This is a genomic window from Pseudomonas sp. AU12215, assembly GCF_001675465.2.
Taxonomy (GTDB): Bacteria; Pseudomonadota; Gammaproteobacteria; order Pseudomonadales; family Pseudomonadaceae; genus Pseudomonas; species Pseudomonas nitroreducens.
This window is the reverse complement of sequence record NZ_MACM02000186.1, coordinates 11,168-34,661: the sequence shown is the minus strand read 5'-3', so window position 1 is coordinate 34,661 and position 23,494 is coordinate 11,168. Positions and strand designations below refer to the sequence as shown.

17 protein-coding genes are annotated in these 23,494 nt (G+C 65.0%); 9 read left to right on the top strand and 8 right to left on the bottom strand.

What is annotated here, in order from left to right:
• Positions 1-11: 11 nt before the first annotated feature.
• Both A9513_RS32525 and gpmI read right to left on the bottom strand, forming a co-directional pair.
• On the bottom strand, positions 12-1,301 hold the full coding sequence (locus A9513_RS32525; RefSeq protein ID WP_038803538.1) for a murein hydrolase activator EnvC: 1,290 nt from the start codon (positions 1,299-1,301) through the stop codon (positions 12-14).
• Between the two features lie 138 nt (positions 1,302-1,439).
• Positions 1,440-2,975 carry a 2,3-bisphosphoglycerate-independent phosphoglycerate mutase gene (gene gpmI, locus A9513_RS32520; protein WP_065086485.1) on the bottom strand — a complete coding sequence of 512 codons (1,536 nt, stop codon included), beginning with the start codon at positions 2,973-2,975 and terminating at the stop codon, positions 1,440-1,442.
• A 145-nt stretch (positions 2,976-3,120) separates the two neighbouring features.
• Between gpmI and A9513_RS32515 the strand changes: the two genes are divergently transcribed.
• The 3 genes from A9513_RS32515 to secB are packed head-to-tail and all read left to right on the top strand — an operon-like array spanning position 3,121 to position 4,319.
• On the top strand, positions 3,121-3,543 hold the full coding sequence (locus A9513_RS32515) for a rhodanese-like domain-containing protein (RefSeq protein WP_024762248.1): 423 nt from the start codon (positions 3,121-3,123) through the stop codon (positions 3,541-3,543).
• A 1-nt stretch (position 3,544) separates the two neighbouring features.
• Entirely contained in the window at positions 3,545-3,799 is a 255-nt protein-coding gene (gene grxC / locus A9513_RS32510) for a glutaredoxin 3 (protein ID WP_024762249.1), read from the top strand.
• Positions 3,800-3,836: 37 nt separating this feature from the next.
• Positions 3,837-4,319: a protein-export chaperone SecB gene (gene secB, locus A9513_RS32505; protein ID WP_024762250.1), complete on the top strand. Its 483-nt coding sequence runs from the start codon at positions 3,837-3,839 to the stop codon at positions 4,317-4,319.
• Between the two features lie 790 nt (positions 4,320-5,109).
• Here the strand turns inward: secB and A9513_RS32500 are convergent.
• Complete coding sequence (locus tag A9513_RS32500) at positions 5,110-5,562, bottom strand: hypothetical protein (RefSeq protein WP_024766652.1); 453 nt, start codon at positions 5,560-5,562, stop codon at positions 5,110-5,112.
• Between A9513_RS32500 and trmL the strand changes: the two genes are divergently transcribed.
• Entirely contained in the window at positions 5,561-6,022 is a 462-nt protein-coding gene (trmL, locus tag A9513_RS32495; RefSeq protein WP_065086484.1) for a tRNA (uridine(34)/cytosine(34)/5-carboxymethylaminomethyluridine(34)-2'-O)-methyltransferase TrmL, read from the top strand. The genes A9513_RS32500 and trmL overlap by 2 nt on opposite strands.
• Before the next feature lie 403 nt (positions 6,023-6,425).
• On the opposite strand, the gene ntrC is transcribed toward trmL, so the two are convergent.
• From ntrC to A9513_RS32475, 4 genes are all read right to left on the bottom strand, one after another.
• Positions 6,426-7,856 carry a two-component system response regulator NtrC gene (ntrC, locus tag A9513_RS32490; RefSeq protein WP_024766654.1) on the bottom strand — a complete coding sequence of 477 codons (1,431 nt, stop codon included), beginning with the start codon at positions 7,854-7,856 and terminating at the stop codon, positions 6,426-6,428.
• A 2-nt stretch (positions 7,857-7,858) separates the two neighbouring features.
• On the bottom strand, positions 7,859-8,935 hold the full coding sequence (glnL, locus tag A9513_RS32485; RefSeq protein WP_024766655.1) for a nitrogen regulation protein NR(II): 1,077 nt from the start codon (positions 8,933-8,935) through the stop codon (positions 7,859-7,861).
• A gap of 207 nt (positions 8,936-9,142) precedes the next feature.
• Complete coding sequence (locus A9513_RS32480) at positions 9,143-9,721, bottom strand: DUF4124 domain-containing protein (protein ID WP_065086483.1); 579 nt, start codon at positions 9,719-9,721, stop codon at positions 9,143-9,145.
• 2 nt (positions 9,722-9,723) lie between these two features.
• Positions 9,724-10,251, bottom strand: a complete 528-nt coding sequence (locus A9513_RS32475; protein WP_024766657.1) for a DUF4124 domain-containing protein — start codon at positions 10,249-10,251, stop codon at positions 9,724-9,726.
• A 194-nt stretch (positions 10,252-10,445) separates the two neighbouring features.
• On the opposite strand from A9513_RS32475, the gene A9513_RS32470 reads away from it, so the two are divergent.
• Positions 10,446-12,653, top strand: a complete 2,208-nt coding sequence (locus A9513_RS32470) for a mechanosensitive ion channel family protein (RefSeq protein WP_024766658.1) — start codon at positions 10,446-10,448, stop codon at positions 12,651-12,653.
• 167 nt (positions 12,654-12,820) lie between these two features.
• Here A9513_RS32470 and glnA read toward each other — a convergent pair whose 3' ends face one another.
• Positions 12,821-14,230 (bottom strand): glutamate--ammonia ligase, encoded by a 1,410-nt coding sequence (glnA, locus tag A9513_RS32465; RefSeq protein WP_037012316.1) that lies wholly within the window; start codon positions 14,228-14,230, stop codon positions 12,821-12,823.
• Positions 14,231-14,562: 332 nt separating this feature from the next.
• Between glnA and thiI the strand changes: the two genes are divergently transcribed.
• The 4 genes from thiI (at position 14,563) to A9513_RS32445 (ending at position 23,449) form a co-directional block, all read left to right on the top strand.
• Complete coding sequence (thiI, locus tag A9513_RS32460; protein ID WP_065086482.1) at positions 14,563-16,017, top strand: tRNA uracil 4-sulfurtransferase ThiI; 1,455 nt, start codon at positions 14,563-14,565, stop codon at positions 16,015-16,017.
• A gap of 170 nt (positions 16,018-16,187) precedes the next feature.
• Positions 16,188-18,008 carry a translational GTPase TypA gene (typA, locus tag A9513_RS32455; RefSeq protein WP_065086481.1) on the top strand — a complete coding sequence of 607 codons (1,821 nt, stop codon included), beginning with the start codon at positions 16,188-16,190 and terminating at the stop codon, positions 18,006-18,008.
• A gap of 348 nt (positions 18,009-18,356) precedes the next feature.
• Positions 18,357-22,088: a DUF2339 domain-containing protein gene (locus A9513_RS32450; protein ID WP_065086480.1), complete on the top strand. Its 3,732-nt coding sequence runs from the start codon at positions 18,357-18,359 to the stop codon at positions 22,086-22,088.
• The gene (locus tag A9513_RS32445) at positions 22,085-23,449 is read left to right on the top strand and encodes a DUF3999 domain-containing protein (RefSeq protein ID WP_065086479.1); all 1,365 of its coding nucleotides are present in this window, start codon (positions 22,085-22,087) and stop codon (positions 23,447-23,449) included. Before A9513_RS32450 ends, A9513_RS32445 begins: the two co-directional genes overlap by 4 nt.
• Positions 23,450-23,494 lie beyond the last annotated feature (45 nt).

Below are 23,494 nucleotides of genomic sequence, written 5' to 3'. Positions count from 1 at the left end.
GTGATCGCCGCTTATCCTTGCGTGCGACACCAGGTCGAAGGGTCCGCCGGGCGGCCCTGATGGCGAATGGCAAAATACACCGCCGGGGTACTCTGACCCCCGCTGGCTCCCACGGTTGCAATGGGATCGCCCGCTTTGACGGTATCGCCGGCGTCCTTCAGAAGACTTTGATTATGCCCATAAAGGCTCAGGTAGCCACCACCGTGGTCGAGAATCACCAGTAGGCCGGAGCCGCGCAGCCAGTCGGCGAACACCACGCGGCCGCCATGTACGGCACGCACGGTGCTGCCGGCAGAAGCGCCGATCAGTACGCCGTCCCAGGTGGCACGGGGGTCGTCGCCACGCGGGCTGCCGAAGCGCGCCAGCACGCGGCCATCCACCGGCCAGGGCAGCCTGCCCTTGGTGGCGGCGAAGGCTCCGCCGAAACCGGCGCCGCTGGAAACCAGCGGGCCGCTGTAATCGGGGCGCTTGGAGGGCGTGTCCGGCTTCTCGCCGCGTGCCGCCAGTTCCTGCTCGCGCTTGACCCGCTCGCGCTCGGCGGCCAGGGCGCGCTGCCGCGCTTCCTCGGCTTCGCGGGCCTGGCGGGCGAGGGTTTCCTCGATGGTCTTGAGTACCTTGTTGAGGTCCTCCTGGCTCTGTTCGCGGTCCTTGAGCTTGCTGCTGCCGTCCTTGAGATCGCTGTTGAGCTTGGCCAGGGTCTCCTGGCGCGCCTTGCGGGCGTCGGCCAGTTCCTGGCGACGGGCTTCCAGGGCGCTCTGCTGGGCGACCTGCTCGTCCTTCTGCGAGGTGATTTCCTGCTCGACGTTGCTCAGCTGGCGCAAGGTCTCGTTGAAGGCCGAGAGCTGCTCCAGGCGCGCCTTGTTGATGTAGTCGTAGTAGGTGAGGGTGCGGCTGAACTTCTCCGGGTGCTCCTGGTTCAGCAGCAGCTTGAGGTATTCCTGGCGGCCGCTCTGGTAGGCGGCACGGGCCTGGATGGCGATCAGACGCTGCTGCTCAAGGCGCGCGCCCTGGAGTTTTTTTTTCTCTGAATCGAGGCGCTGCAGCTCTTCCTCGTTCTTCTTCATCTCGTCCTGGATCTGCTTGATCTGCTTCTCCAGGTCGCCCATCTGGGTCTCGGTGGACTTGAGCTGCTTCTGCACCCCGGACTTCTCGTCCTGGATGTTCTTCAGGTTTTTCTTCAGCTCGTTGATGTCTTTCTGCGTCTGCTCCAGCTGACGCTGGGCGTCGGCGCGTTCGTCGGCAACGGCCGGGAGCGGGCTCAGGAGGCAGATCAGCAGCAGCGGGAGGAGGGCGCGAGGCATTGGGCGGCGGGGACCTGAAGTCTGGACGGCCTAGTATGCCCGTGGCGGGCATTAAAAAAAACGCCCCAGGCCGCATGGCGTGGGGCGTTTGCTCTGACCGACGGGAGGTGGCTCACGTTCCCGCCAGATCGACAGCCATTAAAGCAGGGTGACGATCGATTTCCCGGTCATCTCTTTTGGCTGCTCCAGACCCATCAGGTTCAGCAGGGTCGGGGCCACATCGGCGAGTACGCCGCCCTCGCGGATGCTCAGCTTGCGCTTGCCGACATAGACGAAGGGCACCGGCTCGCAGGTGTGCGCGGTGTGCGCCTGGCCGGTCATGGCGTCTTCCATCTGCTCGACGTTGCCGTGGTCGGCGGTGATCAGCGCTTCGCCGCCGACCTTGTCCAGCGCCTCGACGATGCGACCGACGCAGGTATCCAGGCACTCGACGGCTTTCACCGCGGCTTCGAACACGCCGGTGTGGCCGACCATGTCGCCGTTGGCGTAGTTGACGATGATCACGTCGAAGCGCTGGTTCTCGATGGCGTCGACGATCTTGTCGGTGACCTGCGGCGCGCTCATTTCCGGCTGCAGGTCATAGGTGGCGACCTTGGGCGAGGGGATGAGGATGCGTTCTTCGCCTTCGAACGGCTCTTCACGGCCGCCGGAGAAGAAGAAGGTCACGTGGGCGTACTTCTCGGTCTCGGCGATGCGCAGTTGGGTCTTGCCGTTCTTGGCCAGGTATTCGCCCAGGACGTTGTCCAGGGATTCGGGCTTGAACGCGCAGGGTGCCGGAATGCTCGCCGCGTACTGGGTCAGCATCACGTATTCGGCCAGGTGCAGCTCGCGCTGGCGCGGGAATTCCTTGAAGCCCGGCTCGACGAAGGCGCGCGACAGCTCGCGGGCACGGTCGGCGCGGAAGTTCATGAAGACCACTGCATCGCCATCTTCCACGCGCACCTGTGCGCCGATGCGGGTGGCCTTGACGAATTCATCGCTCTCACCGCGCTCGTAGGCGGCGTTCAGCGCGCCCACGGCGGTCTCGGCGGTGAATTCGGCAGTGCCGTCGGTGATCAGGTTGTAGGCGGCTTCGACGCGGTCCCAGCGATTGTCGCGGTCCATGGCGAAGTAGCGGCCGATGATGCTGGCGGTACGGCCCTTGCCGATGCGGGCGAAGGCGTCGTCGAGCAGCTTCAGCGACGGCTCGGCGCTCCTGGGCGGCGTGTCGCGACCGTCGAGGAAGGCGTGCAGGTAGATTTTCTCGGCGCCACGCTGGGCGGCCAGCTCGGCCATGGCGATCAGGTGGTCCTGGTGGCTGTGTACGCCACCGTCGGAAAGCAGGCCGAGGATGTGCACGGCCTTTCCGGCATTCGCTGCCTTGTCCACGGCGCCAGTCAGCACGGGGTTCTGGAAGAACTCGCCATCGCGGATGGCCTTGGTGACGCGGGTGAAGTCCTGGTAGACGACACGGCCTGCGCCCAGGTTCATGTGGCCGACCTCGGAGTTGCCCATCTGGCCGTCGGGCAGGCCGACGTCCATGCCGGAGCCTGAGATCAGGCCGTTGGGCTGGCTGGCCAGCAGGCGGTCCCAGTTGGGCTTCTTCGCGGCATAGATGGCGTTGTATTCGGGGCTCTCGCTATGGCCGAAGCCGTCCAGAATGATCAGGACCAGCGGTTTGGGCGTTGCAGTCATAGTTACGGCTCTTTCCGAGAATAGGGGTCAGAAAAGGACACATATTTTACCTTTTGGTGCCGACAGACGCCATGATCCCTAGGGTTCAGCCGTCAGATACGCGCGTGTATACTGGCCGGCATTTTTACGTCTGGATGTCCTGCGCATGTCTTCGTTTCTTCCTCGTCTGATCGAATTCGCCACCCACCACTACCTGCTGGTCGGTGCCCTGGTCATCCTGCTGGTACTGCTGGCCCTGCACGAAATGCGCAAGGGCGGCCGCGCGCTGTCCACCCGCGAGCTGACTGCCATGGTCAACGCCGAGCAGGCCGTGGTGCTGGATATCCGTCCCACCAAGGAGTTCACCACCGGTCATATCGTCGGTGCTCTGAATATCCCGGCGGACAAGCTGAACGCCCGCATGAGCGAGCTGGACAAACACAAGGCCAAGACCATCATCGTGGTCGATGGCATGGGGCAGCACTCGGGCACCTGGTGCAGCGTGCTGCAGAAGGCTGGCTACACCGCCGCCAAGCTCTCCGGCGGTATCGGCAGCTGGCGTGGCGACAACCTGCCCCTGGTGAAGTGAGATGCCGTCGACCTTGATCTACACCAGCGCGTGGTGCCCTTATTGCATCCGCGCCAAGGCCCTGCTGGACAAGAAGGGTGTCGCCTACGAGGAAATCTCCGTGGACGGCAAGCCTGGCGTTCGCGCCGAGATGGCCAGCAAGGCGGGCCGCACTTCGGTGCCGCAGATCTGGATCGACGGAACCCACATCGGCGGCTGCGACGATCTTTACGCGCTGGAACGCGCGGGCAAGCTGGATACGCTGCTCTCGGCGTGATCCCTCATTCTGAAACGATGCACAAGAAGGTCCCGAAATGACTGAACAAGCCAGCAACGGCGCAGCCGAACAAGACAACAACCCGCAGTTCTCGCTGCAGCGCATCTACGTACGCGACCTCTCCTTCGAGGCCCCCAAGGCTCCGGAAATCTTCCGCCAGGAGTGGCAGCCGGCCATTTCGATGGACCTGAACACCCGTCAGAAGCAGCTGGACGGCGACTTCTACGAAGTGGTCCTGACCGTTTCGGTGACCGTGAAGAACAACGAGGAAACCGCTTTCATCGTTGAGGTGCAGCAGGCCGGCATCTTCCTGATCAAGGGCCTGGACGCTTCCAGCATGAGCCACACCCTGGGTGCCTTCTGCCCGAACATCCTCTTCCCGTATGCTCGCGAAACCCTGGACAGCCTGGTTGTCCGCGGTTCTTTCCCGGCGCTGATGCTGTCCCCGGTGAACTTCGATGCGCTGTACGCGCAGGAAATTGCCCGTATGCAGGCTTCCGGCGAGATCCCGGCTCAGTAATCACTGACGCCCGACGAGAAAGGCGCCTTCGGGCGCCTTTTTCTTTGCCTGCGATCTGGTGTGGTCAAAATTTGCACAACATTGTGCGAGCTACGAGCCGCATGGCCTGTGCATGGTTATCCACAGGCTGTTCCGTCGGTTGCTCAGAGTTGCTGTGGGTAAGCGCTGCTGCTCTTCGTGGGAGCGCGCTTGCTTGCGAACAGTCTGGCGGTAGCTGAGGGAGTCCGGCGTTCGCGAGCAAGCTCGCTCCTGTAGAAAGGAAATGCGGGCTGAGCGTTCAAGTTTGGTGCATGCGCACTAGCAGGGCGCAGGTGCAGCGACACTCGACGCGCCGGGAAATGCCTGGGGAATGCTGCCGTCAGCGCGTTTCAGTTATCGGGTAGAAATCGCTGAAAGCCTTATGCGGCAAGGCCTGTAGGGTCTTTTCGTGTTGTGCCTCCGCTCGCCGGCAAGGCCCTGGGCCGATTTTGGCACGCCCTCTGCAATACCCCTGACAACAGCGATTTCAGGGGCCTCGGTACAGGCAGGCTGGGGAACCCCTCTTTTACATCTTGCGAGCGTGCAGCCCGAAGCGGCGGCCGTCGCCGCCGGTTCGGGGGTCCTGGTACAGGCAGGCCGGGAAAGCCCCCTTTTTATGCCCGCAGGCGTGCCACGGCGCCCTGCGCACCCGTTAGGGGTCCTGGTACAGGCAGGCCGGGGAAACCCCTCTTTTATGCCCGCGAACCTTCGCTCGAAGGCATCGCCTCACACTTCGGGGCCCCGGACCAGGCAGGCCGGGAATACCCCGCTTTTATTCGGGCCGCGCGCTGATGGTCAGGCGCCACCGGCCCTCGACTTCGGTGCTGTCCCAGGTACCTTGCAGGCGCCGGGTCGACAGCAGCGTCAGCAGAAGCCCTTCTCCTTGCGGCTCCAGTCTCCAGCGCACCGGCGCATCACCGATCCGCAGTTGCCCCTGCTGTGCCGTGGCAACGGCTTCGATCTGCAGCACCAGTGCGCCGTCCTGATGGCCGGCGCGAACGGCCGGCTGCGCGTCCAGGGTGAGTACCAGGCCATCGGTCGCAGGCTCTATGGCGAGGATCCGGGTTGGCCCTTCGTGCGGCGGATTGACCAGGCGGCCTATCATCAGGCCCAGCAGCAGGCCCAGCACACACAGCGAAACCATCACTTTCAGCCAGGGCCTGGGCCGCATTTGCTCCTTTGCGGGAGTAGAATGCCCGCCGTTCTCAGGCTCGGAGCGCTGCATGTTCCACGTAATCCTTTTTCAACCGGAAATTCCCCCCAACACCGGCAACATTATCAGGCTGTGCGCCAACGCGGGCGCAAGCCTGCACCTGATCGAGCCGCTGGGCTTCGAGCTGGACGACAAGCGCCTGCGTCGCGCCGGGCTGGATTACCACGAGTACGCCAGCGTGCGGCGCTACGCGAGCCTCGAGCAATGCCTGGAACAGCTCGGCCGCCCGCGCCTGTTCGCCTTCACCACCAAGGGTTCGCAGCCATTCCATGAAGTGGCTTACGAGCGTGGCGACGCTTTCCTCTTCGGTCCGGAAAGCCGTGGGCTGCCCGAGGAAGTGCGTGACGCGCTGCCGCCGGAGCAGCGCGTGCGCCTGCCGATGCGTCCGGGTTGCCGCAGCCTGAACCTGTCCAATACCGTCGCCGTGACCGTCTATGAAGCCTGGCGTCAACACGGCTTCGCCATGGACTGAGCGTTTTTTGTACGGCTCACGCCAACCCGCGTCGGGCGTGAAGCGCAGCGGCTTGCCCCAAGCTTATCCACAGGCAGGCGCACAGCCGATGTGAGCAACCCGCAAATTCCTGCACAGAAACCGAGCAAACTCCCAGACCGCGCATGCTCTGGGCTGTAGCACGTTCCTTCCCCGTTCCGTGCACAGTGTTATCCACAGGTTCTGGGGGTAAATGCTACCGGGATGTGACCTGGTTTAATGGGCATTGATGGCGGCCGTGGCCCCCGCTTACAGCCAATGACGCGCTCGCCAACTGTGAAGGAGCGGACTTCGTCCGCGAGCGGTCAGCCCCGCACCGCGCTGCGGGGTTTGGCACGGCAACACAAGAAAAAGGGGCCTTCGGCCCCTTTCCAGTGGAACGACTTCAGTCGTCGCCGTCCTCGTCCGGGCCGTCGATCTTCATGCCCAGTTCCTTGATCTTGCGAGTCAGGGTATTACGGCCCCAGCCCAGCAGCACGGCGGCGTCGCGGCGGCGGCCGGCGGTGTGCTTGAGCGCGGTCTCGATCATGATCCGCTCGAACGCCGGCACGGCGGTGTCCAGCAGGTTCGACTGCCCGCGTCCCAGTGCCTGGTCGGCCCAATGGCGCAACGCCTGCTCCCAGTTGGCGGCCGGCACGCTGTCCTGCGGCTGGGTCATCAGCTCCGGCGGCAGGTCGTCGATATGCACCTCACGGCCCGAAGCCATGACGGTGATCCAGCGGCAGGTGTTCTCCAACTGGCGCACGTTGCCCGGCCAGCCGAGGTTCTTCAGGTATTCCTCGGTTTCCGGCTTGAGCAGCTTCGGCTCGACTGCCAGCTCCTGCGCCGCGCGGGAAAGGAAGTGTCGGGCCAGTGCCGGGATGTCCTCGCGGCGGTCGGCCAGGCGCGGAATGTGCACCCGGATGACGTTCAGGCGGTGGAACAGGTCCTCGCGGAACTTGCCTTCGCGCACCAGGTTTTCCAGGTTCTGGTGAGTGGCGGCGATGATTCTCACGTCCACTTTCACCGGGGTGTGGCCACCCACCCGGTAGAACTCGCCGTCGGCCAGTACGCGCAACAGGCGGGTCTGGGTGTCGGCCGGCATGTCGCCGATCTCGTCGAGGAACAGCGAGCCGCCGTCAGCCTGTTCGAAGCGGCCGCGCCGCTGGTTGGCTGCGCCGGTAAAGGCGCCTTTCTCGTGGCCGAACAGTTCGGACTCCATCAGATCCTTGGGGATCGCCGCCATGTTCAGCGCGATGAACGGCGAAGCCGCGCGCGGGCTGTGGCGGTGCAGGGCGTGGGCGACCAGCTCCTTGCCGGTGCCCGACTCGCCGTTGATCAGCACGGTGATGTTGGAGTGGGAGAGGCGGCCGATGGCGCGGAATACTTCCTGCATCGCCGGCGCCTCGCCGATGATCTCCGGGGTGCGTGTCTGGTTGGCCGGGGCTTCCAGGCCCTGTTGCTCCTGGGCGTGCTGGTTGGCGCGCTTGACCAGGGAGACGGCCTCGTCGACGTCGAACGGCTTGGGCAGGTATTCGAAGGCGCCGCCCTGGTAGGAGGCCACGGCGCTGTCCAGGTCCGAATGCGCAGTCATGATGATCACCGGCAGGCGCGGGTGCACCTCGCGGATCTGCGCCAGCAAATCCAGGCCGCTGGAACCGGGCATGCGGATGTCGGAGATGATCACGTCCGGTTGTTGCCGGCCCAGGCGGCTCATCACGCTGTCGGCGCTGTCGAAGCTGACGGTGGTCATGCCTTCCTGCTGCAGGGCTTTTTCCAGCACCCAGCGGATGGAGCGGTCGTCGTCGACGATCCAGACGGTCTCTGATCGGCTCATGGTCAATGGACTCCTTGTTCCAGGGGCAGGAACAGACTGAACACGGTGTGGCCGGGATGGCTCTCGCATTCGATCAAGCCCTGGTGCTGGCTGATGATGTTCTGGGTGATGGCGAGGCCCAGGCCGGTGCCGTCGGCGCGGCCGCTGACCATGGGATAGAAGATGGTGTCCTGCAGTTCAGCCGGAATGCCGGGGCCGTTGTCGATGATCTCGACCTTGCACACGAGGCGATGGCGCGTGTGGCCGATGGTGAACTGACGCAGGGTGCGGGTGCGCAGGGTGATGCGCCCCAGCTTGAGTTCGTTCTGCGCGGCGATCGCCTGCATGGCGTTGCGCACGATGTTGAGCACCGCCTGGATCATCTGCTCGCGGTCGATCAGCAGATCCGGGATGCTCGGGTCGTAGTCGCGTACCAGCGGAATGGTGCCCTGGGTTTCGGCTTCGACGAGGCTGCAGACGCGCTCCAGCACTTCGTGGACGTTGGTCACCGAGAGCTGCGGGAGCTTGTTGGAGCCGAGCATGCGGTCCACCAGGTTCCTCAGCCGGTCGGCTTCCTCGATGATGACGTTGGTGTAGTCCTTGAGCGACTCGTCCGGCAGCTCGCGGGAAAGCAGCTGCGCCGCGCCACGAATCCCACCCAGCGGGTTCTTGATCTCATGGGCCAGGCCGCGCACCAGGAGCTTGGTGGTCTCCTGCTTGGACAGTTGCGCCTCTTCCTTGGTGATCCGCAGCAGCCGGTCGCGAGGGTGGACTTCGAGTAGCAGCAGGGTGTCGCGACGGTCGAGAATCGGCGTCACCGCGTAGTCGACGGTGATGGTCTGGCCGGTCAGCGAGGTCAGGGTCGCTTCGCGCTTGGTGAAGGGGTGCGCCTCTTCCACGGCCTGGCGCAGCGACTGCAGTGCCTCGGGCGATTCGGTGAACAGCTCGCTGATGAATTGCCCATGGCTGCGCTGGCCACTGACTGCCAGCAGCATTTCCGCTGCCGGGTTCATGTACTCCAGGCGCAGCTCGGCGTTGAGCAGGATCACCGCCGTGGTGAGGTTGTCGAGCAACAGGCGGAGCTGGGTTTCTGTAGGCATGGCGTAGGAGATGTCCCAAGACTGTGCGGGAAAATGCAAGAAGCAAACCAGGCCCTGAAAAGACGCGTATTTCGCGGCATCGCGCTGATTTGCGGTGCGCAGGCGGCCAATCCGCTCAGCGGGAGTGACCCGAAATGGGGAGAGTATAGAAAGTGGTGCAGGCATATGCACCGATATGGTGCATTTGTGGCTGGTCGCACGCCGCCGTCAGCGACGGTCGGCGCTGAACGGTTGGCTGCGGTCGAGGTCGAGCGAGTCGGCCACGGAAACGCGGAACATATGGAAGGGCTGGTTGGGCGTCTGCTCGATGGTGCGCCCGAGGGTGTCGATGATTTCCACCGACAGCTGGTGAGTGCCGCGATCGATGTTGTTCAGCGGGAAGACCGGGCTGCGGCCAGGGTCGCCGACCGGCTTGCCGTCCAGCAGCAGGCGGTAGAGGTGGCCGGGCAACAGGGCTGGGTCGCTGGTGGCGGAAACGATCAGGGCCCCGTCATTGGCGCGTACGGTGGCATCGGGCTCCGGCACGATGATGCGCAGCAACCGGTAGGCCGGCGGGCCGGGCGGCAGCGCGGGAGTGGCCGGTGCGTAGAGCGGCGGCGGCATCTGCACGCCGTTGGGCGAGCCGGGCTGGGAGTTGGTCGGCGCCAGTTGCAGCTTCTGCGCGTTGCCGCGCGGTGGCTGGTCGGTGAAGACGCGATTGCCGTCCTTGTCGATGTAGGTGTAGACCTCGGCGCTGGCCGAGAGGCAGAACAGTACCGAGAGCAGGAAAACCAGCAGATGACGCATCGTCAGTTGGCCTTGCGCGCAGGGCTGTTGGTGCTGATGCGTTGCAGGGTGAAGCTCACCGGACTGCTGGCCTGGATCACCCGGCTGCCCTGCAGCACCTGGACAGCCAGGGTGTGGTCGCCACGGTCGATGTTCTGCAGGCCGATGCTGGTGCTGCTGGTCGGGACGCCGTAGGGCTGGCCGTCGAGCAACAGCTGCAATTGATGATCCGGCGCCAGGGGCGGCTGCACCACGACGTTCACCGTGAAAGTACCGTTGTTCTGGCGCAGCGCTTCGTCGTTCGGCAGGTTGCTCAGGGCGAGAATGGCATAGGCACCGGCAGGCTGGTTCTGGCTGCCGCTGACGGCGGGGACGATGGGAGCCTGCGGGCCGACGGTGTTGGTCGGTGGCAATTCCACGGGCTTGGCGTCGACGTTGGTCGGCGGCTGGTTGGTGAACACCGTCTTGCCGTTGGCGTCGGTGTACTTGTAGATCTGCGCGCTGGCTGGCAATGCGGCGGCGAGCAGCAGGGCGGTAAGGATCAGGCGCATGAAGAATCTCCGGATGGTCGTGCCAAGCCTTGCACCGCCGACGGCGGCTGGCAAGTTGCCTATTGTCTTTCAGCAGGGTGCCGCGCGTTGTGCGCTGCTGCTCGTCGAAGGACCTTTCCCGCGCGGGACGGGTCCGAGCCTGGCGCCCGCGTCTGTATGATGCGGGCGAGCGTCATTTTCCATCGGTGTGGGGTGTGCCTGTGATTTCGATTCGTTACCTGCTTCGTCAGTGGCTGCTGCTGTGCTGCCTTGGCCTCGGCTTGTCCGCCGCCGGTCCTGTGCTGGCGGCGCTACCCGGGCCGCTGGCCGGGGTGACGGGCGGTGGCGAGGCCAAGGTCAGCGATGCCCAGCTGGAGCAGTCGCTGAACCAGGTGATCAAGACCCTGGAGAATGACCAGCAGCGCGGCGATCTGCTGAAGAAACTCAAGCAGCTGCGCGATGCGACGCAGAAGGGTGCACAGGAACAGGGCGGCGTGCTCGGCCTGATCGGCGATACCCTGGGCAGCCTGGAGAAGCAGTTCGAAGGCGCCAACAGCCCGATGGTGCGCTGGGCCGAGCTGTTCCAGGGGGCGGGTTACGAGCTGGAAGTGCGTACGCCGTCGCTGGCGGAATGGCCGGGGATGATCCTCGATTTTGCCCTGGTCATCCTCATCTGGGCCTGCGTCGCCCTCGGCCTGCGCTGGATCGCCGGGCGCATGCGCAAGCGCTTCGGCCTGGAAGACGAGCTGCCACAGCATCCCAAGACCCGCGACCTGCTGCTGTTCGCCTTGCGCAAACTGGGCCCCTGGCTGGTCGCCTTCCTGATTACCGTCTACCTGTCGGTTGTCCTGCCCAGCTCGCTCGGCAAACTGGTGGCGATGGTGATCGCTTACACCCTGGTGTGCGGCACGCTGTTCTCCGCCCTTTGCGTGATCTCCCTGTCGCTGCTCAGCGGTCCGCACCGCATGCGCGCGCTGGATATCCTGCGCCGTCGGGCCTTCCGTCCGCTCTGGCTGATCGGCAGCCTCGCCGCACTGGGCGAGGTGATGCACGACCCGCGCGTCATCGAGAGCCTTGGCATGAACATCTCGCTCTTCGTCGGTTCGGTGGCGAACATCTGCGCGGCGCTGCTCACCGCGCTGTTCGTCCTGCAGTTCCGCCGCCCCATCGCACACCTGATCCGCAACCAGCCGCTGGAACGCCGGCTCAAGCGCCGCGGCCTGAGCGACCTGGTCGAGCTGATCGGCTCGATCTGGTTCCTGCCGGTGCTGGTGCTGGTGGGCATTTCGCTGTTCGCCACCATCGTTACTGCCGGCGACAGCAGCTACGCACTGCGCCGGGCCCTGGTCTGCGCCGTCGTGGCGGTGGTGGCGATGACCGTCAACGGCCTGATCCGTCGCGCGCACCAGCGCTCTGCCCGGCGCGGTGCGCGTCGCCATGCGCCCTACATCGAGCAATTGCAGAGCTTCGGCTACACGCTGCTGCACATCGCCAGCCTGCTGTTCTTCCTGGAGATCGGCCTGCGCGTCTGGGGCATGTCGCTGATCCGCTTCGCCGAGGGCGACGGCTCGCAGATCAGCCTCAAGCTGTTCAGCTTCGGCACCACCCTGCTGGTCGCCTGGCTGGTCTGGATCCTCACGGACACCGCCGTGCAGCACAGCCTCGGACTGGGCGGCAAGAAGAGCGCCAATGCCCGCGCCCTGACCATGCTGCCGCTGATCCGCAACGTACTGTTCGTGACTATCGCGGTGATCGCCCTGATCGTCGCCCTGGCCAACATGGGCATGAACGTCACGCCGCTGCTCGCCGGTGCCGGTGTGATCGGCCTGGCCATCGGTTTCGGCGCGCAATCGCTGGTGGCGGATTTGATCACCGGCCTGTTCATCATCATCGAGGACTCGCTGTCCATCGACGACTACGTCGACGTCGGCGGCCACCTCGGCACGGTGGAGGGCCTGACCATCCGCACCGTGCGCCTGCGCGACCTGGACGGCGTGGTGCACACCATCCCGTTCAGCGAGATCAAGAGCATCAAGAACTACTCGCGCCAGTTCGGCTACGCCATGTTCCGCTGGCCGGTGCCGGCGAGCATGCCGATCGACGACGCGCTGGCGCTGGTCAAGGAAGTCTCCGGCGAGCTGCGCACCGACCGCACCATCAACCGCGCCATCTGGTCGCCACTGGAAATCCAGGGTATCGAGAGCTTCGATGCCGGCCAGGCGATCCTGCGCTTCCGCTTCAAGACCGCGCCGATCCGCCAGTGGGAAGTACAGCGGGCGTTCAACCTGCGCCTGCGGCAGAAGCTCGACAAGGCCGGGCTGGAGCTCTCCATGCCGCGCCTGAACGTGCAGCTTTCGCGCATGCGCAAATCGCGCCGCGAGGACGACGAGGAACAGGGCGTGCCGGCGGACGGTGGTATCTGACCCGGCCTCCCGTTGCAGAAAGGGGCCTGCTCGCGATCAGATCAGTGCCAGGCGGTTCGCGAGCAGGCTCGCTCCTGCGGGGATGAGCTGCGGCGTTTTTCTGCAGGCATAAAAAAGGCCTCCCGAAGGAGGCCTTAATGCTGTCGCTATTTATAGGTATTCGTGGATCAGACGCTGTAGTACAGGTCGTATTCCAGCGGGTGCACGAAGGTACGCACCTTGATTTCTTCTTCCGACTTCAGCTCGATGTAGGCATCGATGAACTCGTCGGTGAACACGCCGCCCTTGGTCAGGAACGCACGGCCCTTGTCGAGTTCTTCCAGCGCCTCTTTCAGGCTGCCGCACACCTGCGGGATTTCCTTCGCCTCTTCCGGCGGCAGGTCGTACAGGTTCTTGTCGGCGGCATCGCCGGGGTGAATCTTGTTCTGGATGCCGTCCAGGCCGGCCATCAGCAGAGCGGCGAAGCACAGGTAGGGGTTGGCAGCCGGGTCCGGGAAGCGCGCTTCGATGCGGCGGGCTTTCGGGCTGGAAACGTACGGGATGCGGATCGAGGCGGAACGGTTACGGGCCGAGTAGGCCAGCATGACCGGGGCTTCGAAGCCCGGAACCAGACGCTTGTAGGAGTTGGTGGCCGGGTTGGTGAAGCCGTTCAGGGCCTTGCCGTGCTTGATGATGCCGCCGATGAAGTACAGGGCGGTGTCGGACAGGCCGGCATAGCCTTCGCCCGCGAAGGTGTTCTTGCCATCCTTGGAGATGGACATGTGCACGTGCATGCCCGAGCCGTTGTCGCCGTACAGCGGCTTCGGCATGAAGGTCACGGTCTTGCCGTAGGCGTCGGCCACGTTGTGGATGCAGTACTTCAGGGTCTGCACTTCGTCAGCCTTGGCAACGAGGGTGTTGAACTTCACACCGATCTCGTTCTGGCCGGCGGTGGCCACTTCGTGGTGGTGAACTTCCACGGTCAGGCCCATTTCTTCCAGAGCGTTGCACATGGCGGTACGGATTTCGTGGTCGTGGTCGACCGGCGGTACCGGGAAGTAGCCGCCTTTAACGCCCGGACGGTGACCTTTGTTGCCGGTCTCGATGTCGGCGTCGGTGTTCCAGGAAGCCTGCTCGGAGAAGATCTTGAACATCGAGCCGGAGATGTCGGACTTGAACTTCACTTCGTCGAAGATGAAGAACTCCGGCTCCGGGCCGACGAAGACGGTGTCGCCGATACCGGTGGACTTCAGGTATTCCTCGGCGCGCTTGGCGATGTTGCGCGGGTCGCGCTCATAGCCCTGCATGGTGCTCGGCTCGATGATGTCGCAGACCAGGATCAGCGTCGGCTCTTCGGTGAACGGGTCGAGCACGGCGGTGCTGTCGTCCGGGAGCAGGATCATGTCGGAGGCTTCGATGCCTTTCCAACCAGCGATGGAGGAACCGTCGAACATCTTGCCGGCTTCGAAGAATTCATCGTCCAGGGCGTCGCGGGCGGGCATGGTGACGTGCTGCTGCTTGCCTTTGGTATCGGTGAAGCGCAGGTCAACCCACTTCACGTCATGATCTTTGATCAGTTGTTGCGACTTGTACGACATGCTGTCCTCCAGGAGGGATTAGAGCTGGGAGCTTTTTCGTGCCCCAGTATCGGGTGATGCCGGCCGGAATACTCCGCCAGGGCAACCTGCCTCACAAGAGAGCAAGTTGCGTGCCAGTGCCCGTAAACGGGCAGGGCCCCTGAAAATGCGGGCTGTGGCGGGTGTTGCGGCGAACTGCGCCGTTTCTCTGCACTGCTTTGGTGCTCCATGGTGGTGCACAAGTCCATTTTGGTGCACAAAAAAGAAAGTCTCTGATTTCTGCTCAAGTCTTGAGCAATTTCGGATATAATTCCGCCCCTTTTTTTCAGTCCCATGGCAATCGCCCGATTCGCATGAAACTCATCGTCAAGGTCTTCCAGGAAATCACCATCAAGAGCCGGCCGGTGCGCAAGCGCTTCATCCGGCAACTGGCGAAGAACATTCGCACGGTGCTCCGCGACCTCGACCCCGAGCTGATGGTCGAAGGCGAGTGGGACAACCTCGAGGTCGAGACCAGGGTCACCGACCCCAAGGCCCTGCGCGAGATGATCGAGCGGCTGACCTGCACGCCGGGCATCGGCCACTTCCTGGAAGTGCATGAGTACCCGCTGGGCGATTTCGACGACATCCTCGAGAAGTGCAAACAGCACTTCGGCGACAAGCTGCTGGGCAAAGTGTTCTCCATGCGCTGCAAGCGCGCCGGCAAGCATCCCTTCACCTCTATAGATGTGGAGCGTTATGTCGGCGGCGGCCTGCGCCAGCACTGCGGTGCGGCGGGCGTATCGCTGAAGAACCCGGAAGTGGAAGTGCGCGTGGAAATCCGCCACGACCGCCTCTATGTCATCCACGCTCAGCACGAGGGCCTGGGCGGCTATCCGCTGGGCGCGCTGGAGCAGGTGCTGGTGCTGATGTCCGGCGGCTTCGACTCCACCGTGGCGGCCTACCAGATGATGCGCCGCGGCATGATCAGCCACTTCGTGTTCTTCAATCTCGGCGGCCGTGCCCACGAACTGGGCGTGATGGAAGTCGCGCACTACCTGTGGCAGAAGTACGGCAGCTCCCAGCGCGTGCTGTTCGTCAGCGTGCCTTTCGAGGAAGTGGTCGGCGAGATTCTCACCAAGGTCGACGACAGCTACATGGGCGTGACCTTGAAGCGCATGATGCTGCGCGCCGCGAGCCGCGTGGCCGAGCGCCTGGAGATCGACGCGCTGGTGACCGGCGAGGCGATTTCCCAGGTGTCCAGCCAGACTCTGCCGAACCTCTCGGTGATCGACCGGGTGACCGACACCCTGGTGCTGCGCCCGCTGATCGTCAGCCACAAGCAGGACATCATCGATACCGCGACGAAGATCGGCACCGCCGAGTTCGCCAAGCACATGCCCGAGTACTGTGGTGTGATCTCGGTGAACCCGACCACCCAGGCCAAGCCGCAGCGCGTCGACTACGAAGAAACCAAGTTCGACATGGCCGTGCTCGACCGCGCCCTGGAACGCTCCACCCAGATGACCGTCGACCGCGTGATCGACGAACTCGGCAAGGACCTGCCGGTGGAGATGGTCGACGAAGTGTTGGCCGGCCAGATAGTCATCGACATCCGTCACCCGGATGCCCAGGAAGATGAACCGCTGGCCATCGAGGGCACCGAAGTCCTGCCGATGCCGTTCTACGCCATCAACAGCAAGTTCAAGGAACTGGACCCCAACCGCCAGTACCTCCTGTATTGCGACAAGGGCGTCATGAGCCGCCTGCACGCCCACCACCTGGTCAACGAAGGGCACACCAATGTGCGTGTTTACCGTCCGCAATAAAGGTGCGGACCAACGCCGCCAGCCCGGACTGTTCGGCGGCAGTATCCGCCACCGACCTCCCGACACATTGGGTGCGTAGGCTCACGCCCTGACCTTTTGCACCGCCGCGCCACGGCCCGGCCCCCGCTGCCGAAAACGGCAGCCGAAGATTCACTATCGAGACTGACACTGTGATCGAAAAACTGCGCAACATCGCCATCATCGCCCACGTCGACCATGGCAAGACCACCCTCGTAGACAAGCTCCTGCGCCTGTCCGGCACCCTCGACCGCAAAGAAGCGGAAAACGAGCGCGTGATGGACTCCAACGACCAGGAAAAAGAGCGTGGCATTACCATCCTGGCGAAGAACACCGCCCTGAAATGGAACGACTACAGCATCAACATCGTCGACACCCCCGGCCACGCCGACTTCGGTGGCGAGGTTGAGCGCGTGATGTCCATGGTCGACTCCGTACTGCTGGTGGTCGACGCCCAGGACGGCCCCATGCCGCAGACCCGCTTCGTGACCCAGAAGGCGTTCAAGGCCGGCCTGCGTCCGATCGTTGTGGTGAACAAGATCGACCGTCCGGGCGCGCGTCCTGACTGGGTTATCGACCAGATCTTCGACCTGTTCGACAACCTCGGCGCCACCGACGAGCAACTGGACTTCCCGATCGTCTATGCCAGTGCCCTGAACGGCATCGCCGGCATGGACCACGAGAAGATGGACGACAACATGGACGCGCTGTTCCAGGCGATCATCGACCACGTCCCGGCGCCGAAAGTCGACGTCGACGGTCCGTTCCAGATGCAGATCTCCCAGCTGGACTACAACAGCTTCCTCGGCGTGATCGGCATCGGCCGTATCGCTCGCGGCAAGGTCAAGACCAACACCCCGGTCGTGGCCATCAGCGACGACGGCACCAAGCGCAACGGCCGTATCCTGAAGATCATGGGCCACTCGGGCCTGCAGCGCATCGAAGTCGCTGAAGCCGAGGCCGGTGACATCGTCTGCGTCTCGGGCATGGACGAGCTGTACATCTCCGACACCCTGTGCGACCCGCAGAACGTCGAAGCGCGCCCGCCGCTGACCGTCGACCAGCCGACCGTGAGCATGACCTTCCAGGTCAACGACTCGCCGTTCGCCGGCAAGGAAGGCAAGTTCGTCACCAGCCGCAACATCAAGGACCGTCTGGACAAGGAACTGCTGCACAACGTGGCCCTGCGCGTCGAGCAAGGCGACTCCCCGGAGAAGTTCAAGGTCTCCGGCCGTGGCGAACTGCACCTCTCGGTACTGATCGAAACCATGCGTCGTGAAGGCTTCGAGCTGGCCGTAGGCCGTCCGGAAGTGGTCATCATCGAGACCGCCGAAGGCGAGAAGCAGGAGCCTTACGAGAACGTCACCATCGACATCGAAGAGCAGCACCAGGGCTCGGCGATGGAGCAGATGGGCCTGCGCAAGGGCGATCTGACCAACATGATCCCCGACGGCAAGGGTCGCGTGCGCCTGGAATACACCATCCCGGCGCGTGGCCTGATCGGCTTCCGTAACAACTTCCTGACCCTGACATCGGGCACCGGCATCCTGACCTCGACCTTCAGCCACTACGGCCCGATCAAGGCCGGCGAAGTGACCAACCGTCAGAACGGCGTACTGGTCTCCATGGCCACCGGCACCGCGCTGACCTACTCGCTGGAAACCCTGCAGAGCCGCGGCAAGCTGTTCCTCGGCCCAGGCGACGAGATCTACGAAGGCCAGCTGGCCGGCATCAACAGCCGCGACAACGACCTGGTGATCAACCCCACCAAAGGCAAGAAGCTCGACAACATGCGCGCTTCGGGCAAGGACGAAGTCATCGCCCTGGTTCCGCCGATCCGCTTCACCCTCGAGCAGGCGCTGGAATTCATCGCCGATGACGAGCTGGTGGAAGTGACGCCGAAGTCGATCCGTCTGCGCAAGAAGATGCTGAACGAGAACGACCGCAAGCGCTACGAGCGCGCCAAGGTCTAAGTCGACCAGCAGTACGAGAAAGCCGGGCTTATGCCCGGCTTTTTTTTGCCCGTCTTCCGCGCTGGAGGTTTGTTCTTTGTAGGAGCGAGCTTGCTCGCGAACGAGTTACCCGGTAACGCCGGAGCTGGGCGGTTCGCGAGCAAGCTCGCTCCTACAGCTAAGTGTCACCTTTTAGGAAATTTCTGACTTTTTCACGGGGCGTGGCCGAACGACACCTTCCGACGTCAGAGTATTCGAAGCTGTGAGATCGTGGACGCAGGCCAGGGAGCCGGGCCGATATACTCAGCTGTCCGGGCGTACGCGTCCGGATCGGGATGGATTCGCACAGAACCTCAAGGATTCGAAAGCATGCAATGGATTTTCATGCTGGTCGGCCTGGTCATCGGCGCCGCTGCGGGCGAGTCGATCACCGGGGCGGTACTCGGCGCGGTGATGGGCCTCGCGCTGGGGCAGACCTTCGCGCTGCACAGCCTGCAACGGGAGAACGCCAGCCTTCGTGGTGAGCTGAAGGCTTTTGGCGAGCGCTTCGACCAGGGCACCAAGGCTCTCTATGAGCGGCTGCTGCAGGTGGAGCGCGGCGCGGCCGGGCAGGTGCCGCCGGCCGGCGTCGAGTACACCGCGCCCGAGATGCCCGTTGCTGCGTCCAAGACTGAGGCAGACGCCGACGGCGAGCCCGAATTCGAGGCACCCACCCGCGAAGCTGTTGCCACCGAGCTGGAGTGGAGTATCGAGCTGCCTGCCGACGAGCTGGCGCCCGCCCTAGCGCCTGCTGCGCGGGAGGAAGCAGCTGTCGAGTGGTCGGACCTGGTGCTCGAACCCCTGGACAAGCCAGCAACCCAGGTGCGTGTCGAAGAGCCCGAGGTTCGGCCACACGCGGCTCCTGCCGCCCCGCCGGTGCCACCACAACCGCCAGTTCCCTCCCTGTTCGACCGCGCCTTCGGGGCCGCCCGCGACTGGCTGCTCGGCGGCAACACCGTACTGCGCGTCGGCGTGCTGCTGTTGTTCCTCGGCCTGGCCTTCCTGCTGCGCTACGCCACCGAGGGCATGACCATGCCGCCGCAGGGGCCGTACATCGGCACCGCCGCCGCCGCGCTGGCGTTGCTCGGCCTGGGTTGGTGGCTGCGTCATCGGCGCCCGGCCTATGCGCTGATCCTTCAGGGCACCGGTATCGCCGTGCTCTACTTGACGGTGTTCGCCAGTATCAAGCTGTACCCGGCGATGAACCACGGCGAAGTGCTGATCGATCCGCAGGCCGGGTTCGTGCTGCTGGTGGCGGTCACCCTGTTCTCGGCGATCCTGGCCATCCTCCAGGATGCGCTGGGCCTCGCCGCTGCTGCCGTGCTGGGTGGTTTCGCCGCGCCGATCCTGGCTTCCACCGGCGGCGGCAGCCATGTCGCGCTGTTCAGCTACTTCGCCCTGCTCAACGCCGGTATCTTCGCCATCGCCTGGTTCAAGGCCTGGCGCCTGCTCAACCTGATCGGCTTCTTCGGCACCTTCGGTATCGGTCTCGCCTGGGGGCTGCGCTCCTACAAGCCGGAACTGTTCGCCACCACCGAGCCGTTCCTGGTCCTGTTCTTCCTCACCTACGTCGCCATCGGCCTGCTGTTCGCCCGCCGGCGCCTGCGCGAGGCGGCTGGCGCGCCGGAAGATGACTCCCGCGAGGCGCTGCTGCGCTGGTCGGCGCGGCAGACCGACTACGTCGACGGCACCATCCTGTTCGGCACGCCGTTGGCGGGCTTCGGCCTGCAGTACGGGATCATCCAGCACCTGGAGTTCGGCGCTGCGTTCAGCGCCCTGGCGCTGGGCCTGTTCTACATGGTGCTCGCCCGCGTGCTGGCCGGTCGCACTGCCGGCCGCGCGCTGCTGTTGGTGGAAACCTGCCTGGCGCTGGGCGTGGTATTCGGCACCCTGGCGATTCCGCTGGGCCTGGACGCGCGCTGGACGTCTGCCGCCTGGGCCGTGGAAGGCGCCGGTATCTTCTGGCTCGGGCTGCGCCAGCAGCGGCCGCTGGCGCGGATTTTTGCCCTGCTGTTGCAAGTGGGCGCAGCGCTGGCGTTCCTCGCCGGGCTGCATGCCGACCCGCAATCGCTGACGCTGCTCGAAGGCGCACCGCTGGGCGCGCTGATGCTCGGTGTGGCATTGCTGTTCAGCTTCTGGAACCTGCGCAATGCCGATCCACACATTCTGCGCAACTGGGAGCCGAGTGCGCGTCCGGTCCTGGCAGCTTTCGGCCTGGCCTTCCTCTACCTGATCGCGCCCCTGCTGCTGGGCGCGGACGGCACGGCCATGACCTGGGCCATCGCCGGGCTGGCCACGCTGTTCGCCGCGCTGCGCCTGCGCTCGCGCACTTTCCTGGCCTGCGCATTTGCCGTGCAGCTGTTGGGCGGAGCGGTGTTCCTCCTGCATCTGCATGGCGCGCAGGAGGGCGGCGGGGTGCTGGGCTCCGGCTGGCGCGGGCTGGTCACGGCCTCGCTGATTGGCCTCGCGCTGATCGCAGGCATGCTGGTCGCTGCGAGAGACGCCATGGTCCGCGACGACCGCCGGCTGGTGCTGGGATTGAGCGTGGTCCTGCTGCTGGGCCTGGCCTTCGTCAACCTCGCCGTGCTTTTCGTGCTGCCGTGGCAAGCGGCGGCGGCGGTGTGGGCGGGCAGCGGCCTGCTGATCCTCTGGTTGAGCCTGCAATTGCAGCAACGCGCCGCTTTCGTCTTCGGCCTGGTGCTGCAGGTGATTGGCGCGGGCGCCTTCCTCTTCGGTGGCGCCGCGCTGTTCGGCGACCTGCCCAGCGAGGGCCTGAAGCCGCTGGCGCACATGGGCTTCTGGACTCCGGCGGTGCTGGCGCTGGCCGCTCTGGTCGGCGCTTGGCGCCTGCACCGGGCCAGCGAGCGCGAGCGCAACCTGGCGCTGGGTGGTCTTGGGCTGGAGCAGCTTTCGCAGTTGCTGCTGGTCTGGGGCGCCGGTTGGTGGGCATTGACCGCGCTGTGGGAGATCGCCCGCTTCGTGCCCGGCGAGATGCGTGAGCACGTGGCGGTGCTGGTGGCTGCGATCAGCGTGGGCTTCTGGTCGCTGCTGGCGCGCCGCGAGCAATGGCGCGCGCTGGCGCTGCTGTGCCTGGCGCTGGTGCCGATGTCGCTAGTGGCCCTGGCCAGTGCCTGGAACCTGCAGTACCACCCGCTGGCAGAGCTGGGCTGGCTTGGCTGGCTGGCGGTGTTCGTGGTGCACTTCCTCATACTGCGTCGCCTCGATGCGCTGCTACCGCGCCTGGCCGCGCGCACGGCCCATGTGCTGGGCTGCTGGCTGATCCTCGGCGTGCTGGCGCTGGAGCTGCGCTACCTGTTCTTCGCCCTGGCCGAGCACTACAACGCCTGGCGCTGGCTGGGTTGGGCGCTGGTACCGAGCCTGTTCCTGATCCTCATGGGCGGTGTGGCGCGCCTGCCGTGGCCGGTGGCCGCCTTCGAGCGCGAGTACCGCGCCATCGCCGCCGCTCCGGTAGCCCTGGCGCTACTGGGCTGGTTCTGGCTGGTCAACCTGTTCAGCAACGGCGCGGCCGACCCGCTGCCGTACCTGCCGCTGCTGAACCCGCTGGAGCTGGGCATGCTCATCGTGCTCGGGGCGATCTTCCAGTGGACGCGCCTGGGCCTGCCGCAACTGGGCGTGGCCGAATCCACCCTGCGCCTGCCGGTGCAGGCGCTGCTGGGCGCCTCGCTGTTTGCCCTGCTGACCATGGCCGTGTGCCGTACCGCGCACCATTGGGGCGGCGTGCCGTTCGAGTTCGACGCCCTGAGCCAGTCCATGCTGGTGCAGGCCGGGCTGTCCATCGTCTGGGCGCTGATCGCACTGGGTCTGATGATCGCCGGGCACCTGCGTGGCCGGCGTGATTTCTGGCTGGTCGGCGCGGTGCTGCTGGTCGTTGTGGTGATCAAGCTGTTCCTGGTCGACCGTGCCAGTGGCGGCAGCCTGGAACGCATCATTTCCTTCATCGGTGTCGGTGTGCTGATGCTGATCGTCGGCTACTTCGCGCCGCTGCCGCCGCGCCGGCCTGTGCCCGAAGAGTCATCGCAACAGGAGCAACCCTCCGCATGAAGCTCAAGACACTCGTACTTTTCATCGGCGCGTGCCTGCTGGGTAATCACGCCAGTGCTGCGCCCGCGCCGGCGGATTTCGCCAGTCGCGTGCCGCTGGAGGTTTCCGGCAACGGCCCCTGGTACCGCGTGCAACTGCCCATCGAAGTGCTGTTCGCGGCCCGCCATGGTGACCTGCGCGACGTGCGCATTTTCAACGCCGAGGGCGAGGCGCTGCCCTACAGCCTGCGCACCAGCGCGGCGAGCGAGAAAGAGGTGCGCAGCGAAGTGCAGGCGCGCATCTTCCCGCTGCGGGGAGCCTCCGGCAGTGCGGCCGGCGACAACCTGAAGATCGTCCGCAGCACCACCGGCACCATCCTGGAAATCACCCCGAATGCGCCGACGCCGGACAAGGCTCAGGTGCTCCGCGGCTGGCTGCTGGAGACCGGTGCCGGCGACCTGCCGCTGGACCGCCTGCAGCTTGACTGGACGGCCGACAGCGACGGCTTCCAGCGCCTGCGCATCGAGGCCAGCGACGACCTCGAACACTGGCGCTCGCTGGGCGAGGGACAACTGGCGCGGCTGGACTTCAACGGCCAGCGTATCGAGCAGAACGACATCGCCTTGCCGGGCGAAACAGCGCGCTACCTGCGCCTGTGGTGGGAGTCGCCGGAGCAGGCCGCGCAACTGGTGGGCGCCACGCTCAGTGGCAGCCGCAGCAGTAGCGGCCCGGTGCCGATGCTCTGGTCCGAACCGCTGGCGGCCAAGGCCGACACTAATGGTGACTTCAACTGGAGCCTGCCGCTGGCGCTGCCGGTGGAGCGCGTGCGGATTCCTCTGCAGCAGGACAACACCCTGGCGCCGGTGGTCATCTCTGGTCGCCACGACGGCAACGTGCAGTGGACCCCGCTGGCGCGCGGCGTGCTGTATCGCCTGCCGGGGCAGGGTGGCGAGATTACCCAGGAAGAGCTGGAGCTGCCTGGCAGCACGTTGGGCCAGTTGCGCCTGCAAGTGGATTCGCGCGGTGGTGGCCTCGGCGGCTCGACAGCGCACCTGAGCGTGGGCGTGCGCGCCAGCGAGCTGGTGTTCCTCGCCCGCGGCGGTGCGCCCTATGAGCTGGCGGTGGGCAACGGTTCGATCACCGATGGCAGCCTGCCGTTGACCACCCTGGTGCCCGGCTACGAGCCCAAGCGCCTGGCGGGCGTGGGCGAGGCACGGCTCAAGGGCACTCTTCAGGCTCCTGCCACACCCGCGACGGCCAAGGAGGCGAAGGCCGATACAAACTGGAAACGCTACGGCCTGTGGGCGCTGCTGCTGGCGGGCGTCGGCCTGCTCGCGCTGATGGCGCTGAGCCTGCTGCGGAGCAATCGCCAGGCCAGCTGATCGACGCGGATCGCCGCAAGATAGGGGTGTCGCCTATAGAAATTC

Bases quoted from the DNA above. Each gene is read 5' to 3' on its own strand.
- ntrC (WP_024766654.1), bottom strand. From the start codon at position 7,856: ATGAGCCGATCAGAGACCGTCTGGATCGTCGACGACGACCGCTCCATC.
- A9513_RS32445 (WP_065086479.1), top strand. From the start codon at position 22,085: ATGAAGCTCAAGACACTCGTACTTTTCATCGGCGCGTGCCTGCTGGGT.
- A9513_RS32450 (WP_065086480.1), top strand. From the start codon at position 18,357: ATGCAATGGATTTTCATGCTGGTCGGCCTGGTCATCGGCGCCGCTGCG.
- glnL (WP_024766655.1), bottom strand. From the start codon at position 8,935: ATGCCTACAGAAACCCAGCTCCGCCTGTTGCTCGACAACCTCACCACG.
- grxC (WP_024762249.1), top strand. From the start codon at position 3,545: ATGCCGTCGACCTTGATCTACACCAGCGCGTGGTGCCCTTATTGCATC.
- glnA (WP_037012316.1), bottom strand. From the start codon at position 14,230: ATGTCGTACAAGTCGCAACAACTGATCAAAGATCATGACGTGAAGTGG.
- trmL (WP_065086484.1), top strand. From the start codon at position 5,561: ATGTTCCACGTAATCCTTTTTCAACCGGAAATTCCCCCCAACACCGGC.
- gpmI (WP_065086485.1), bottom strand. From the start codon at position 2,975: ATGACTGCAACGCCCAAACCGCTGGTCCTGATCATTCTGGACGGCTTC.
- secB (WP_024762250.1), top strand. From the start codon at position 3,837: ATGACTGAACAAGCCAGCAACGGCGCAGCCGAACAAGACAACAACCCG.
- A9513_RS32480 (WP_065086483.1), bottom strand. From the start codon at position 9,721: ATGCGTCATCTGCTGGTTTTCCTGCTCTCGGTACTGTTCTGCCTCTCG.
- A9513_RS32500 (WP_024766652.1), bottom strand. From the start codon at position 5,562: ATGCAGCGCTCCGAGCCTGAGAACGGCGGGCATTCTACTCCCGCAAAG.
- A9513_RS32515 (WP_024762248.1), top strand. From the start codon at position 3,121: ATGTCTTCGTTTCTTCCTCGTCTGATCGAATTCGCCACCCACCACTAC.
- A9513_RS32475 (WP_024766657.1), bottom strand. From the start codon at position 10,251: ATGCGCCTGATCCTTACCGCCCTGCTGCTCGCCGCCGCATTGCCAGCC.
- A9513_RS32525 (WP_038803538.1), bottom strand. From the start codon at position 1,301: ATGCCTCGCGCCCTCCTCCCGCTGCTGCTGATCTGCCTCCTGAGCCCG.
- thiI (WP_065086482.1), top strand. From the start codon at position 14,563: ATGAAACTCATCGTCAAGGTCTTCCAGGAAATCACCATCAAGAGCCGG.